The organism is Pseudonocardia sp. ICBG601 (assembly GCF_020496245.1).
Map to the genome: position 1 here is coordinate 1 of NZ_JAHLJA010000180.1, position 15154 is coordinate 15154.

A 15154-nucleotide genomic window follows, 5' to 3' on the forward strand; every position below is an offset into this window, starting at 1 on the left:
GGCGTCGGTGCTGGACCAGGTTCCGCTGGTCGGGGTCTTGGTGCCGGAGTGTGTGACCTGGTCGTACTGGGCGCCGTCCTGGCTGTCGGCGTGGCTGTCGGGGTCGTCTGCTGGAGGTGCGTCGTGAACGCGGCAGGGTGGGCGTCGACCGGGGTCGTCGCGGCGTTGGCGCTGGTCCTGGCGGGTGGTTGAAGTACAACGGCAACTGCGCGAAGACCTCGACCGCGCTGTTCTTGGTCGCGGGGACCGGGATCGGTGGTGTCCTGGGGACGCTGTTGGGGCGGGTGTTCACGACGCTGTCGGGGGCGACCTCGACGGTCACCCAGCTGTTGGGCGTCGCTGGGGGGACGGTGTTGGCCGCGGTGTGTGTGATCGCGACCTTGGAGGTCGTGGTGAAGGGCATCGTGCCGAAGACCGCGCGCCCGAAGTCGTGGCATCCGTGGCTGGCGTTGACCGCGCCGACCCTCGCGGTGGCGTCCGGTGCGCCGTTGCTGGCTGGTTTTTACAGCGTCCTGGCCCGAGGTGTGGGTGGTGCGGGAGCGGTGGCCTCGACGTGGATCACCGGGTGATGCGCGGTGGAGACGATTCTGCTGGTGTCCCTGCTGGTGTGGGGCCTGGCGAGATACGCGGGTGCCGAGGTGATCGCGACCGCGCGAGGCACGGAGCCGCCGCGGTTGGCGGATCGTCGGCGGCGGGCGGAGCGTGCGCATGAGCGCCGCATGGCGAAAGACGCCCGCCGGTCAGGTCCGACGATCGCTGAGGCGCTGGCCGCGCGGGTGGCGGAGCGGATCGCGCACCCGCGGGGACGGCGCGCCCCGGGTCCGGCACGGCGCGCGGTGGGTGCGTGGTGGGCCGACGGCTGGGACTACGCCACCGACCGCCGCCGACAGCGTCACGAGCAGGCCGCCGCAGGGCAGCTACGTCGGCAGCGGTGGGCCCGCGCTGTCCGCGACCGCGTCGGGCAGAGGCCCCGCCGTCCGGGTGCGGGTGGTCGTGGCGAGTGGACGCCTCGCCCGGGCACGCCGGGACCTGCGGCCCGCGCCGGCGACCGGGCTCCGGCGGCCGGGCCGATGGTGATCACCGTCGACCCGCCTGCCGCCCCCGAGACCGAGCCGGCCCCGGGGGCGCCGGTTCCCGAGCCGGTGCCCGCGGAGAAGAAGGCTGAGGACCCGCCCGCCAGCGTCGGCGGCAGCGTTCCCGAGACCGAGACCGAGACCGAGACCGAGACCGGGCCGGGGTGGGCGACGGTGCATCCACTCCGCCCCGCCCCGGCCAGTACAACCGACAGCCCTGTGACCAGCAGTAATGATGGAGAGGAAGATTCGATGACCGCAACCAACACCACGACCATGGCGAGTGGGGAGACGCTGGATCCGGGTAGTGCGCATCATTTCTGTGAGCAGATGCGGTCGTTGGGGGAGCGGATGTTCTCAGAGATCGAGCAGTCGGTGTCGTCGTTGTCCGCGGCGGGTGTGTCGGGCGCTCCGATCGCGCTGTTGTCGCAGATGCAGGAGCACGCGGCGCTGTTCCGCGACAGCGCGGGCAGCGCTCAGAGCCATTTTGCGCGGCATCTGTCGACCCAGGACCAGGTCCTCTCGGACGACTCCCTGGCCGCGACGGTGTCGGGCACCTACATCGGCACCCGCACCTGATGGTTCTGCCCTGGCCTGGGAGTTCTCCCAGGCCAGGGTGTCAGCCCCGTCCTCGAAACCGGTACGCGCGTACTGGTTGTCGGGTGTCCGTGTCGCGGCGGTGCGGGGCACCACCGAACCGTGCTGAACAGAATCGGTCCGTGAACGACCACCTGGAGGGATATCGATGACGGTGTCGGCAGAGTCTGCGGCTCTCACTCCGGAGGTCCTGGCTGCGGCGTTGCAGCGCCTGACTGCTGACACTGTCGTCGAGCCTGTCGACGGTGTGGGTGGGGAGGTGGTGGTGCGCCGCCCGGGTTCGGTGTTGCGTCGGGAAACGCCTGGTCAGGCTGCTGTGAGTGATCGGGTGGAGCGGGTTCGGGCTGGGGTGTGGGCGCGGCGGGTGCCGTATCTGGCGACCGCGGCGACCGCGGCGGCCGGGACCCTGGGCTGGGCCTTGTGCGACCTGGTCGCCGCCTCGGATGGGCCAGGTGCGGCGGCCGCGGCCGCGGCCGGTCTCGGCCTCACGGTGTCCGCCGGTCTGGCCGGGGCTCGGGCATGGTGGCGCCGCCGTGTCCCGGCGTCCTGGCGGAAGGTGTCGTGGGCGGGTGTCGCGGGTGCGGGGGCGTGGGTGGGTGCGGCGGCGTTGACCGGGCCGGCCGACCCGACTCTGCTCGGGGTACTCGCGGCGGGCTCGGCGGCGTGTTGGTCGGGCTGGATGGCGGCGCATCCGGTCACCGTGCCCACGGCCGGCCCGGCCTTGCCGGACGAGGACGTGGCGGGTGATGTGGGGGACCGTCTTGCGCGACGGTGGGCTGACAACGTCGCCCGCCGCGGGAAAGCGCTCCCGGACTCGCTGCTCACCGACCGGGTGGAGACCGGCCGGGCGATCCGCTGGACGGTGCGCACCCCGCCCGGTGAGCTGTGTTTCGACGACATCCTGGGGCGTCGGTCTCGGATCGCTTCGGCGTTGGGTGTGTCGGGGAAACACCTGGTGGTGGAGCCGTTCCCGGACGATGAGGGCTGGGCGGTGTTGACGGTGATCACGGCGGATGTGTTGTCGGCGGGGATCGCCTATACCGGGCCGCGGTATGAGGCCGGCGCCGTCGCGCTTGGGCCGTATGCCGACGGGGATGGGGAGATGGTCTTTCATGCGGTGGAGGCGGTCGGTGTCCGTAACGGGCTGGTGACCGGGGAGCCGGGGCAGGGCCCCGGCAAAGTCGTGATGGGTGGGTCCTGAGCTGCGGTGATGTGGGGGGTGGGGGTGGGTGCGGACACAGGCTTGGCGTGATCATGAGGGTGTCGAATCCTTGCTCACGTCAGGAAGCCTGTGTCCGCAGTGTCAGTGTCTCCGATCGTTGCTGCTCTGGAAGGCCTGGAGGTCGGTCCTGACGCGGGGAGAGCCGCGCCGGTCGGTGAGGCGGCGGGGTTGTCGCTGGTGGAGGCCCTGTCGCGAGTGCCGGACCCGCGGAAACCACGCGGTGTCCGCCACGGTGTCCTCGCGGTGTTGCTACTGGGGGCGTGCGCGGTGTTGGCGGGGGCCCGGTCGTTCACCGCGATCGCCGAGTACGCCCATGACGTCGGCCGCGCCGTGCTGGACGTGCTCGGGGTGGGCGCGGTCGCTCCGCACGAGTCGACCATCCGCCGGGTCCTGCAACGGGTCGACGCCTCGGCGCTGGAGGCGGCGTTGCAGTCCTGGGTGTTGCCCCAGCTCAGCGCCCAGCCGGCGGCGGAGGGCACACCCCGGCGAGAACAGCGTCGCGTGCTGGCCTTGGACGGCAAGACCCTGCGCGGCGCCCGCGTCCGTGCCGCCGACGGCAGGGTCTGGCTCCCGCATCTGGTGTCGGTGCTCGACCAGACCAGCGGTGGCGTGCTCGGCCAGGTTCAGGTCGCAGAGAAGGGCAGCGAGATCACCGCGTTCACCGCGCTGCTCGACCCCCTCGACCTCGACGATGTACTGGTCACCGCGGACGCTCTGCACACCCAGCGAGCCCACGCCGACTACCTACACCGCCGCGGCGGGCACTACCTGATGACGATCAAAGCGAACCAGCCCACGCTGCTGGCACGGGTACGGGCGCTGCCCTGGACCCAGATCGGCGTCGCTGATCGTCAACGCGGGCGTGGGCACGGCCGCGTCGAGACCCGCACGATCAGCGTGGTCAGCCTGCACCCCTGTCCCGACCTGGGCGCAGAGTTCTTCCCCCACGCATCCCAGGCGATCAAGCTGGTGCGCCGGCGTCGCCCACTGCGGCCTGGCGGGAAGTGGAGAACCGAGACCGCCTACGCGATCACCAGCCTGACCAGCACCGACGCCGATCCAGGACTGCTCGCCCGCTGGATCCGTGGGCACTGGTCGATCGAGAATCGCCTGCACTGGGTCCGTGATGTCTGCTTCGACGAAGACCGCGCCACCGCCCACACCGGTCACGCCCCGCAGGTCATGTCGGCGTTGCGGAACCTCGCGATCACCGCGCTACGCCTGCACGGCGTCAGCAACATCGCCGCAGCACTCCGCCACCACGCCCGCGACCCCCATCGACCACTGACCACCTACAAGATCATCTAGCGACTTTGCCGGGGCCCTGGGAGCCGGGGTCGGGCAAGTCGGCGTGTTTGGAGGCGATCGGTCTCGGCCTCGCCGCGTCGGGGTGTTGGCATGTGTTCTTCGGTGACGGCGACCCCGACGGCGGTTCGTCGCCGGTGCTCAACGATGTCGCCGATTGGGCCGAGTCCGGTCCGGACGGTGTCCTGGCCCAGCTGGCCGCGGTGGAGGCCGCTCTGGAGGTGCGGTCGCTGCTGAAGTCCACGCTCACCGAGGGTCCGCCGTCGGAGGACGGTGAGCCGGCGTTGGTGCCGATCACCGATCCGGCGGCCCAGTCCCCGGCGCGCAAGCTGCTGCCCACCCCGGAGCTGCCGGGCCTGATGTGGATTATCGATGAGTTGCATCGGCTCTCGACGCATCCGCACATGGTCGCGGCGGATTTCATCGGCCGGTTGGAGCGGGTGGTGCGGATCGGCCGTAAATACGGCGTCGGGCTGGTGGTGGGGACGCAGTCGTTGCTGGCGCCGGACTTCGGGCAGTCCACGGTGCTGCGGAGTTTCCTGACTGCACGGAACCTGTTCGCTTTCCGCAACATGAACCGCAGCGAGAACGCCGTGATCGACGGTCTCGCGGTCGCCCCCACGAGCTTGCCGTCGGGTGGTGGGTATTGCTTCGCGAACTCGGGTGGGCGGATGACGATGGGCCGGGTCGCCTGGGCAGAGGACCTGGGGGAGTGGGTGCGGTCGGTGCCCGGCGCGGCCCTGGATGTCGACACTGCTGCGGCGGTTCTGCCGTTCCAGCCGGTGCGGGGCCTGTCGCCGCAGGCGCGGTGGGAGACCCAGACGGCGAAGCTGGCCGCCTGGCGCCGCACCACCCACACCGGCGCCGGCGCCGCCGGGGAGCTGGCCCCGGAGGCACCGGCGCCGGAGCTCTCGGCGCCGTCGGTGGTGTCGGTGGTGGCGTTACCGGGGTGGGCGGGTGTCGCCGTGCCGGCGGCGTTGACCGCCGCCGACGTCGGGCCCCTTCCTGCCCCGGCTGAGGAGACCAGCGCCCTCGAGGTCGCGGAGCACGCCGGGTTGTCGCCTGCGCAGCGGGAGGTCTACGCCGCCCTGGCCGCCGGGCACACCCGGACCGGGGACATCGCTGCGGCGACGGGTCGGAAGGCCCCGGCGGTGTCGAAAGCGCTGACTGCGTTGGCGAGTGCGGGGTTGGCGGTCAAGACCGGGCGCTACTGGAGCGTCTCGACCGCGCCGGTCGGCGCGGCACGGGTGGGGGCGTGAACTCGGGTTTCGGTGGGGAAAGGTTTTATTGTTTGGGTGCGCCGCCGCGGGTGGTGGCGTGTTTGATGCGGAGTCCGGTGAGGAGTTTCGGGTTCCAGTGTCCGTGTGTGAGTAGTTGGTGTTGGGTGAGCCAGGCGACTGCTGTGTGGAGTTGTTTCCGGAGTCGTTCTCGGTCGTCTTTTCCTAGTCCTGCTGGTCCGGCTTTCCCTTTTTCGAGTAGTGCTCCGATGACGGGTGCTAGTGCTCGGCGTTCTTGTAGTGTTGGTGTGCGTCGGGCGAGTACGGCTGCGATTCGTTGTTGGAGTTCAGGTGTGTCTTGTGGGTGCACCATGGTGAGTGGTGTCATTTTCACTGGCCCGGTGCCTTGGATCTGCATCCAGCCGTTTTTCACGGGTTTCAGTGGTTCTGGGGCGGGTTTCGGCTTGGGTGGCGTCGGGGGTTGGCGTTTACGTTTCGGGGTGGGGCGCTTTTTCGGGGGGAATTCCCCTTCGAGTTCCCCGGTGGTGGTGAGGACCAGTACGCGCGCCGGGGTTGTGACGGTCCCGGTTGTGGTCACGTTGTCGAGGTACGCCGACCATGATCGGCATTTTGTGAAGGCGGATAGTTCGAGTCCGGCTTGGGTGGCGAGCTGGGGTAGCGCGGTGAGTTCGTCGACGGGGTAGCAGTGCGTGATCTGCATGGGCAGGCGTGGTGTCCCGGCGGGGAGTGTTGCTGTCACGGTGTCGCCGGGTGCTGCGTCGGGGATTTCGCTGCTGATGGTTGCTGTTTTACGGCCGTCGGCGAGTCGGGTCAGCGCTCCCCGCCCGAAGATCAAGACCGGTTGAGAGTCGTCGGCGGTGGCTGCGGCGCCACCGGCGGTGGTGGCGGTGTTGTCGGTGGTCATCGGGGTCCTGCTTCGTGTGCGCTGTGTCCAGCGGTGGCGTTGTCGGTGGTGTCGGTGGGTCGCGGTTCCGGGTCGGTGGTCACCGGAGGTGCGGGCGTCGGAGTGGTGCTGTCGCTGTCGGGGCGTGTGCGTAGTGCTGTTCCGGCGGGTTGGGTGCCGCAGCCGATGTCGTGGAGTTCGGTGGGGCTCCAGCCGGCTGCTCGGGCGGCGCGGTAGGCGTGGGCGTAGGCGGTTTGTGCGTCGCGCCATCGTTGTCGGGCGTTGTCGATTTCTGTGCGGGCGGTGTCGACGGCGGTTGCGAGTTCGGTGAGTGCGGTGATGGGTTGCATGCGTGCGCGGAGGAGTTCGCGTGCTGCTGTGCGTGCGTGGGTCTTGGCTTGTGGTGTTGCTGTTGTCGCCGCGCGCGCGTTCATGCGTGGAGTGTATCGGGTCTGGGGTCTTCTGGTGAGCGCCTAGCGCGGCCCTGGTCGAGGGGCGGGCTCTCTCGTGTGCTGCTCCGTGGGGGTGCTGCTGAGCGCGGATCTGCGCTGCGCGGTGTGCGTGCGCCTGCGGCGCAGCAAGTTGTGTGTTTTCTTTAAGAAAACACGCGGTGGGTCGCCGGTCGTGAGATGCTCGCCCCGGAGTCCGGGTCGAGCAGTTGTGTTGGGTGTGAGTGGTTGGGGGGTCGTGGGCGGATGGCGGGGTCGCGTCGTGGTCGGGCGGTGGGTGGTCGTCCGCATGGGGTGTTGGTGTGGTTGTCGACTGCGGAGCGGGTTGTGGTGGAGGCGGCGGCGGCGCGGTCGGGGATGGCTGTGGGGGCGTGGTTGGGGGTGGTGGGGGTGCGGTCGGCGGAGGTGGCTGCGGTCGGGGATGACGCGGCCGGTGATGACGCGGCCGGTGATGACGCGGTCGGGTCGGGTGTGTCGGTGCGTTCGGCGGGGGTGTCGGGTGCGCGGATGCAGGGGTTGATGGGGTTGCGGGCGGAGTTGATGGAGGATCGGCGGGTGTTGCGCAATGTCGGGGGGAACCTCAACGACGTCGCTCGGGTCGCGAACACCGGTGGGGTGGTGGAGGCGTCGGCGGGGCGGGTGCTGGACCTTGTCAGCAGGGCGGTGGAGCGGATCGATGCGACGGTCGCGGTGGTGGATGAGCAGGTGGGGGCGGAGCGCGCGGTGGTGCGGTCGCGGGCGCGTTCCCGAGCCCGGTGGGCGGCGGGGGCGCCGGGTTCGGATGGGTGCGGGGGTGTGGGGTGATCGCGAAGATCAGTCGGGGGTGGCGCCCGTCCGGGCTCGTCCGCTACTTGATGGGCCCGGGGCGGGCGAATGAGCATGTGGGGCAGCGGGTGGTCGCGGCGTGGGACGGCTGTGCGGAGGCGCATCAGCCGGGTCGGCGTGCGGATGGGTCGTTCGATGTTGCGGGGTTGGTGGCGGAGTTGAGTGATCCTGCGGTGGCGGCGGGGGTGTCGTTGACGCCGCCGGCGAAGGGGGAGAGGCGTCCGAAGCAGGGCCCGGTGTGGCATTGCTCGTTGCGGTGTGCGCCGGAGGATCCGGTGCTCAGTGATGAGCAGTGGTCGCAGGTGGTTGAGGATTTGATGGATCGGACGGGGATCGCCCGGCGTGGTGATGTGGATGGGTGTCGGTGGGTCGCGATCCGCCACGCTGATGATCATGTGCATGTGGCGGCGGTGTTGGTGGGGCAGGTGTCGGGGCGGCGGGTGTCGCCGTCGTTTGACAAGCGGCGTGCGCGGGAGACGTGTCAGGCGTGGGAGGAGCGTCTTGACCTGGTGCGGACGGCGGGTGTGGATCGGTCGTCGGTGACGGGTCCGTCGCGGGCGGAGTTGGAGAAGGCCGCCCGGTTGGGATTGACGCAGCGGCTGGGGGAGCTCTCGGACTCGTCGTCGCGGGAGTGGTTGCGGCGGCAGGTGCGGGCCGCAGCAGTGCAGGCGCGGGACGCGGAGGCGTTCGTGTCGGTGTTGGCGGATCGGGGGGTGATGGTGCGGCCTCGTTACGCGGTGGCGGGGGATCGGGCGAGCGGCATGGTGGGGTATGCGGTCGCGGTTCCGCATGATGTGAACGGGGTGGGGGAGTCGGTGTGGTTCTCCGGGCGGCGGTTGGCGGCGGATCTGTCGTTGCCGAACCTGCGGGCGCGGTGGGCGTCAGCGGAGCCGGTCGTGTCGGTGGAGTCGGCCGGGGTGCGGCGGTATCGGTCGCGTGCCTCGCGTGTGGAGCGGGCGGCGGCGGTGGCCGGTGCGGTGTCGGCGATGGGCCAGGCGAGCGCAGCGCTGAGGGAGGCGGTGTCTGGGGACGGCGGGGTTCGCGTCGTCGTTGTTGCTGAGGGTGCTGGTCGTGGTGGTGATGGGGTCGTGCATGCGGTGGGGGACATGCTGGCTGCGGTCGAGACGGTCACCGCTGGTCAGGTGGTGGCTCGGCAGGTCGGTGGTCGGGCGGGGGCCGATCTGGATCGGGCGGTGCGGGTGCCGTATCGGGTGCTGCCGGTGCGGTGGTCGCCGGCGGCGGAGGCGTTGCGGTCGGCGGCGTGGCGGTTGGCCGCTGCGGGTCCGTTGGGGCGTGATGGGGGGGAGGACGCGGCCCGGTTGATCGCTGCGGTGGCGGCGGTGGTCGCGGAGGTGGTGGCGTTGCGGGAGGCGCAGCAGCGTCCGGCGCAGGCCGCGGCGGCGCGGCGGAGCTACGCGGCATTGACCGCTGTCCCGGCCGCGGCTGTGTCGCCGCCGGTGGGGGTGGTGCCCGGCGCCAGGTCCCCGGTGGCGGTGCAGGATCGTCGAGAGCCGCCCCGCCCGGTGCCACCGCGGCGGTCCCCGGTCCACGAGCACCGTCCGAGCCCGGGTCGGGGCCCCGGGCTCGGACGGTAGCGCCGCTGGTGCGGTTGTGCCGTTGGCCTGCGGGTTTACGGTTCGAGGCGGGCGTCGTGGATGAGGTCGGTGGCGTAGTTCTCCCGTCGGATGCGTTGGTCTTGATAGAGCAGGGCGGTGGCGCCGGTGCTGTAGCTGCAGCTGATCCCGAACACCGCGGCCAGGACAGCACCGACGCCGAGGATCGCGATCCAGAGTGGTCCGGTGAATCCGATCGCGATGGCGGCGGCGAGGGCGGGCAGGGTGATCAGGGTGGCCACGATCAGGAGGATCACGCTGATCGCGACGAGGACGGCGAAGCAGCGCCACCAGGAGCGGTGGACCAGGTCGAGGGAGCGGCGTAGCGCGGCTCCGGCGGTGAGTCCTTCGACGATCACGGCGGCGGGGGCGAAGGCGATCAGGACCGAGACGTAGATCAGTAACAGGACTGCGGCCACGGTCAGGATGCTGGCGAGGACGACGATGGTGTCCGAGGCCTCGGCGGGGGCGTCGGGGGTGTTCCAGAACGGGGCTGCGGCGGCGGTCTGGATCGCGGTCGGGATCAGGCTGAGCGCGGTGAGGACCGCCCACACTCCGTAGAGGGACCGCAGGTGAGGGCGGGCGGTGGCCCAGGCCTGCGACAGCGATACCCGACTGTGTCCGAGGACGGCGGGGCGCAGGGTGGACAGCACCATGGCCGCTGCGGGTGGGGCCACGATGAAGTAGAGCGCGACCAGCAGGAGGGTGAACAGCAGGTCCTGCGGTGAGGATGCTGCTGCGGCGGTCTGTGCTGCGGCTTCTGCCGCGGCCGGGTCCGTCGCCTGCGCGGCTGCGGCGGCGGCGTTGTCGATGGCGGTGGCCGGGTCGAACAGCCACCACCAGGTCAGCCCGCCGCCGCCGATCAGGACCAGTGCTGCGAGCAGGGTCGGGACCAGCACCGCGGCGGGGTTCGCCCGGACGAACCGAACCGCCGCGGCGGCGATCTGATACCACCGCAACGGCTGCAACGCCATGATCCCCGGCCGCGGCCCCGGCCCGCTGGGTCCTGCCGGAACGTCTTCTTTCATGTTTCCCTCTTTGTTTCGATGAGAAGTGAAATGGGTTGTGCTTTCGCTGACCGGTGGAACTCGAGGGTCCTGCGATGGTGACGTGGGGTCTTTTTCCTTGCGGTGGAGTGTGAAGTTGAACCACAGGGTGACTGCGCCTTGCAGGATGAGACTCGCGAAGAAAATCAAGTCCGCCCACGGCTCATCCGGGAAAATACGTGCGGACAGATACATCGCCACGCCGCACCCGCACACAATAATAAAAGCAGCAAGGAAGGACGGCTTCTTGGCGGGTTCAGCAGGCATGGTTCCCGGCTCGATCGGAAGTGCCCCGACTCTGGGGAGGGGTAGGGTTACTGGAAGCATCCGCTCACCACGGCATGAGTGAGAAGAATTCGAGGAGTATGCCCTGGGCGACGCCGCCGCCGTTCTGGACGATAGCGGCCTGCGCGGCAGCGGCTGCCGCGCCGACGGACTCTCCCCGCGCTCGCGCCGCCTTGAAAGCGTCGATGCCCAGTTGGGCGACCTTCTTGACACCTCCGGCGGCTTTGATCGCGCTCTTCAGCTTGAGGATCTTCGCCGGGGCGAAGCCGTTGGAGATGATCGCGATGGCGATCGCCGAGCTGCACACCCAGGCATTTGCTCGATCGGGCGGGGAGAGATGATTCCTCTTCCACTGATCCCATGCGGCATCACTGACAAGCACGGACTCGGGGATGGACTCAATGAACCGCAGCCCCTCTTCAAGATTCTTACTGTCCTGCCCGGCGAAAGTTTCCTGGACGTGCCGTTCCGCTGGTCGCGGCGTGTGGGAAGGTGCTGCGGCGGCGAATCCGGTGGTCATGCTCATCGGGATCGCCGCTGCCAGGATCACAGTGATGGTGCGTTGTGCGTACGTCGTCGTGCTCACGCTGCGTAGTACAGCACGATGCGAATCGTCCGATCAAGATCAGATGCGTATCGCACATGCGTGGCTACGAAGCGTGCAATTTCGGGCAAGTATCGCCCGAAATTTCATGTATGCGCGTTTTCGCCTGCTTAGGGGTGCTGTCGTGGGGTGTAGGCGTTTTGTCGTTTCCGTGCGAATCGGGTCGGGAGCGGCGGGGCGGGCTGTGCGGTGCCGATGGTGGTCCTGGTGACGACGCCGTCGGCGGTGCCGGTCGCGTCGGTGCGCTCGGCTGCTGACACCTGGTCCGCGGAGCTCTCTTGTTTCTGCTGGTCAGGAACGCGTTCCGGGTGCTGTACCTGGGCGGGTACGGCGTCGTGGGCAGTGCCGGGGGCGATGTGCTGGGGTTCGTCGGCTCGACCGATGGGGTGGTCGGCGGCGAGGAGGGTGTCGATGTAGTCGTCGTCGGCGGCGGTGCCGGCTCCGCGGGACGCGCGCAGGGCTTCGCGGTCGAGGACGTTGGTCGGGTCGAGCTGGTGGATGTCGAACGGTGTCGGCGGCACCTGCTCCCGGTCCGGGGTCTGTTCCTGGGCGGTGGCGTCGGCGGTGTTCTGCCCGTCGGCAGCGTCGTCTCCAGCAGTGGCGTCTCCGGCGGTGGTGTCGTGTCGTCTGTGGAAGGTGATGCTGCGGTCGAGGAGGGAGCGCAGGTAGATCGCCGGTGCCCGCGCGGTGCGGACGCGGTGGGTGGGGATCCGGGCGAGTTCGGCGGCCAGATAGCCGGTGGTGGTGTCGTCGCGATGCCAGGCGTGGAGTTGGCGGGCGAGGCCGGGCCAGTGCCGACATCCGGTGACCGCGGCGGTGGTGTCGTCGTCGAGGTGGCGGTGCAGAAGCTGCGCGGCAGCGGAGAGGTCGGTCCCGCGCTGCGGCACCGTCTGCCCGGGGCCGTCGGGCGTGGTGCTCGGCTGCTGCTGTGTGCTGGGGGTCAGGGTGTCGAGCGCGGCGATCAGCGCGGCGCGGGGATGGTCGCGGTCGAGCCGGTCGGGGTCGACCGCAGCCAGGACGTCGGCGGGGCGGTAGCCGCGTTCGTCGAAGGCCCGGAGCCGCTGGTGCAGGTCCTCGAGAGTTCCGCCGGCCGGGGCAACGCTGTCGGTGTCGGCGCTGTCGGTGTCGGTACGGAGGATTGCGGTGGCGCGGTCGGGGTGGTGGGGCCAGGCGGTGTACAGCGCGTGCCGGACGTGGTCGGTGAACTGGGTGTCGGTGGTGCGGAGTTGGGTGCGGGCGTGGTCGGCGCGCAGGCAGCCGTAGACGCCGAGGTCGCGGAGTTGGAGCAGGGTGCGTTGCTGGCCGTGGGTGAGTTCGTCGCGCAGGGCGGTGGCGAGGTCGCGGTCGGGGACGACGACGAACACCGATAGTTCTTTGTCCCCGCGCCGGCCGTGGGCCCACAGTCCCCAGCGGCCCCGGCCGCCGGAGGGGGCGTGGGCGGGGATGGGGCCGATGGTGGTGTGGACGGTCCACCCGAACTGCGGTTCCGGGCTGGTCAGCTCCTCGAACCCGGCCGCAGCAGCAGCAGTGGTGTCGGTGGTGGCGGCGTGGTGGAAGGCGGTCTCGTCGGCGGCGGCCATCGCCGCGACCCGCGGGTCGAGATCGGCCGCGTACTGGGCGCCCCGGCGCAGTGCGGCGTGCTGGTCGCTGAACGCCGCCCGGCCTCGGTCGAGGCGGTGTTGGCGCAGGGTGGTCGCGATGGTCAACGCGAGGCGCACCCAGGCCTGGGACTGCTCACGGCCGAGCCCGAGGGTCGGGACGTCGTTGATCGGCGCGTTTGTCGTTGTCGTCATCGCTGCGACTGCTCCTTGTCGTCTGCTGCGGCCTCGTCATCGACTCCGGCGCCGGGCTCGGTGGGGTCGGGTTCGTCGGGGTGGTGGTCCTGGCCGAGGTAGCCGACGGTGGGGTCACCTGTGCCGGGGGTGCGGTGGCGGCCGCCTGGGCAGGCGGGCCTTGACCCCGGATCTTGGACACGGTGGTTGATTACGCGGCTGTGGCTGTGACGGTAGCCCGGAGGGCCTGTTCGTAGGTGTTCGGGGACAGGTGCTGGCAGTAGGAGTGCCGTCGGCGGGTGTTGTAGCGGGTCAGCCATCTGAAGACCTGCCGTCGGCAGGTGGCCGCGTCGGGCCAGCAGGTGCTGTCCTGGAGGACCTCGCGTTTGACGGTGGCGTTGAACGACTCGGCCAAGGCGTTGTCCGCCGACGACCCGACCGCGCCCATGGAACGGGTCACCCCGAGCCGGTCGCAGAGCTCGGCGTAGGCACTCGAGGTGTAGACCGCTCCGTGGTCGCTGTGGAAGACCGCCCCGCGCAGCGACCCACGAGCCCGTTCCGCGGCGTGGAGCGCGTCGTTGACCAGGTCGGTGCGCATGTGATCAGCCAGGGCCCAGCCGGCGAGTTTGCGGGAGCAGCAGTCGATCACCGTGGCCAGATACAGGTTCGTCCCGCCTGCGAGGGGCAGGTAGGTGATGTCACCGACGTAGACCTGGTTCGGTGCTGGGGCGGTGAAATCCCGCCTGAGCAGGTCGGGCACCGTCTGCCGGGGCTGCTCGACGATCGTGGTGTGCACGCGGCGTCGGCGGCGGTAGCCGGCGATCCCGGCCGCGCGCATGACCCGCGCGACGCGTTTGTGGTTGACCCGATCGGCGGCGGCGACACCGTCGTTGAGCTCTGTGGTGGCCCGCGGCGCACCGATGGTGTTGTCGCCGTCATGGATCGTCTGGATCCGCGCCACCAACACCGCATCACCAGCGGCCCGCCGCGCCCGGACCGGGGCCGCAGCCAACCAGGCGTAGAACGACGACCTCGAGACGTGCACGAGCTCGCACAACCGCTTCACCTCGAAGGTGTGCCGGTGGTCAGCGACGAACTGGAAGCGGGTCACCAGCGCGTCTCCCCCGCGAAATACTTGGCCGCCCGCTGCAGGATCTCCCGCTCGGCGGTCAGCTTCTTCTCGCTGATCTCGAGTTCACGGACCCGGGCCTCGAGACGGGCGATCTTCTGCCTCGGTGGTTCCTCCCCACCCAGGCCCGACCCCGGCGTGGTACGCATGGGCTGTACCGGGCTGGGGCAGCTACTGCCATCAGCTGCGGTCTTGTTCCCCGTGCCGTGGATCGTGAGCCAGTCCCGCAACGTGCCCCGCGCGATGCCCAGGTCGTCGGCGATACCACGGACGGTGGCACCCGGGGTGGACTCATACAGATCAACAGCCTGCCGACGGAACTCGTCGGTGAAACTCTTCCTGGCCATGATCGCTGGATCATCATCTCGCTTCCCCAGCAGTGCTGGAATCAGCGTGTCCAAGATCTGGGGTCAAGCCCCGGCGGAGAACGGCCCGTGGTCGCTCATCAGGACCTCGAGGGCGTGGTCGAGGTGTTCGTAGTAGGCGACCAGGGCGGTGCCGGTGCCGGTCTCGGGGTCGGTGGCCTCGACCCAGGCCCGGTACAGGGCGGCGAAGCGGGCGAGGGCTTCACGGTGACGCCACCAGGAGCGACACCACCGGATCCGCCCCTGGCCCTGAGGCAGTTTCCGCTCGCACCGCTCGGCGATGGTGCACCGCACCCACGGGAGCAGGACTCGTATGTCCGGCTCGGTGTTGCGCTCCTGGGCCGCGCTCGTGTCCTGGGGCGCGGTCGTGTCTGCGGCGGGCTACTGGTCTGCCCGTCCTCGGTCCTGGTCTCGGTGCTGGGGTCGGCTCCGGTCGTGTCGGTGGACATGGTGCGGGCGGTGGCGGTCAGGGTTTCTTCGAGGACGTCGAAGGACTCGCGAGGTTCGTCGAGTCGGCTGTCGAGTCGAGTAGCCGGTGGTGGAGCAGGGTGTTCTGCGCCGCGAGTGCCGTGGACCGCCGCCGCCGTCGCCAGCGGGGTCGGAGCCGCGCCGACGCCGGCGGTGTCGTTGTCGCTGGTCACGGCGACTCCTGGCCGTGGTGCTGCTGGTTGGGGTGTGGAGGCGGCGGGTTGAGGGGGTTGTCGGCGGCCGAGGTGTGTGATCGCGGCGTGTCGCACGTCCGCGCTGG

14 protein-coding genes are annotated in these 15154 nt (G+C 70.1%); 7 read left to right on the plus strand and 7 right to left on the minus strand.

Translation table 11 applies throughout. From position 1 onward, the window contains the following. The first annotated feature begins 188 nt into the window (after positions 1-188). From KPL57_RS58030 to KPL57_RS58050, 5 genes are all read left to right on the plus strand, one after another. Complete coding sequence (locus KPL57_RS58030) at positions 189-569, plus strand: hypothetical protein (RefSeq protein WP_226358602.1); 381 nt, start codon at positions 189-191, stop codon at positions 567-569. A gap of 501 nt (positions 570-1070) precedes the next feature. After that, on the plus strand, positions 1071-1652 hold the full coding sequence (locus KPL57_RS58035; RefSeq protein WP_226358603.1) for a hypothetical protein: 582 nt from the start codon (positions 1071-1073) through the stop codon (positions 1650-1652). A gap of 166 nt (positions 1653-1818) precedes the next feature. Beyond that, on the plus strand, positions 1819-2871 hold the full coding sequence (locus KPL57_RS58040) for a hypothetical protein (RefSeq protein ID WP_226358604.1): 1053 nt from the start codon (positions 1819-1821) through the stop codon (positions 2869-2871). Between the two features lie 105 nt (positions 2872-2976). After that, a complete protein-coding gene (locus KPL57_RS58045) occupies positions 2977-4200 on the plus strand; it encodes an ISAs1 family transposase (protein WP_226351754.1) in 1224 nt (407 codons plus the stop codon). A 5-nt stretch (positions 4201-4205) separates the two neighbouring features. Next, complete coding sequence (locus KPL57_RS58050; RefSeq protein ID WP_226358605.1) at positions 4206-5456, plus strand: hypothetical protein; 1251 nt, start codon at positions 4206-4208, stop codon at positions 5454-5456. A gap of 25 nt (positions 5457-5481) precedes the next feature. Here KPL57_RS58050 and KPL57_RS58055 read toward each other — a convergent pair whose 3' ends face one another. Both KPL57_RS58055 and KPL57_RS58060 read right to left on the minus strand, forming a co-directional pair. Continuing rightward, the gene (locus tag KPL57_RS58055; RefSeq protein WP_226351794.1) at positions 5482-6339 is read right to left on the minus strand and encodes a hypothetical protein; all 858 of its coding nucleotides are present in this window, start codon (positions 6337-6339) and stop codon (positions 5482-5484) included. Further along, positions 6336-6752, minus strand: a complete 417-nt coding sequence (locus tag KPL57_RS58060; protein WP_226351793.1) for a hypothetical protein — start codon at positions 6750-6752, stop codon at positions 6336-6338. Before KPL57_RS58060 ends, KPL57_RS58055 begins: the two co-directional genes overlap by 4 nt. Before the next feature lie 342 nt (positions 6753-7094). Here KPL57_RS58060 and KPL57_RS58065 point away from each other — a divergent pair, with 342 nt between their 5' ends. Together KPL57_RS58065 and KPL57_RS58070 are read left to right on the plus strand one after the other, a co-directional pair. Beyond that, positions 7095-7571, plus strand: a complete 477-nt coding sequence (locus KPL57_RS58065; RefSeq protein WP_226358606.1) for a hypothetical protein — start codon at positions 7095-7097, stop codon at positions 7569-7571. Further along, entirely contained in the window at positions 7568-9187 is a 1620-nt protein-coding gene (locus tag KPL57_RS58070) for a relaxase/mobilization nuclease domain-containing protein (RefSeq protein WP_226358607.1), read from the plus strand. The genes KPL57_RS58065 and KPL57_RS58070 overlap by 4 nt, the downstream gene beginning before the upstream one ends. A 35-nt stretch (positions 9188-9222) precedes the next feature. Here KPL57_RS58070 and KPL57_RS58075 read toward each other — a convergent pair whose 3' ends face one another. The 5 genes from KPL57_RS58075 to KPL57_RS58095 form a co-directional block, all read right to left on the minus strand. Next, positions 9223-10452, minus strand: coding sequence for a hypothetical protein (locus tag KPL57_RS58075; RefSeq protein ID WP_226358608.1), 1230 nt, complete (start codon positions 10450-10452; stop codon positions 9223-9225). Between the two features lie 130 nt (positions 10453-10582). Then, positions 10583-11122: a hypothetical protein gene (locus tag KPL57_RS58080; RefSeq protein ID WP_226358609.1), complete on the minus strand. Its 540-nt coding sequence runs from the start codon at positions 11120-11122 to the stop codon at positions 10583-10585. A 128-nt stretch (positions 11123-11250) separates the two neighbouring features. Continuing rightward, positions 11251-12933: a hypothetical protein gene (locus KPL57_RS58085; RefSeq protein WP_226358610.1), complete on the minus strand. Its 1683-nt coding sequence runs from the start codon at positions 12931-12933 to the stop codon at positions 11251-11253. Between the two features lie 190 nt (positions 12934-13123). Continuing rightward, positions 13124-14388, minus strand: a protein-coding gene (locus tag KPL57_RS58090; protein WP_226351113.1) for an IS3 family transposase whose coding sequence is annotated in 2 segments (ribosomal slippage) — positions 13124-14037 and positions 14037-14388 — 1266 coding nt in all. Because the reading frame shifts where the segments join, the coding sequence is not laid out codon by codon here. 63 nt (positions 14389-14451) lie between these two features. After that, the gene (locus KPL57_RS58095) at positions 14452-14700 is read right to left on the minus strand and encodes a DUF4913 domain-containing protein (RefSeq protein WP_226358611.1); all 249 of its coding nucleotides are present in this window, start codon (positions 14698-14700) and stop codon (positions 14452-14454) included. Positions 14701-15154 lie beyond the last annotated feature (454 nt).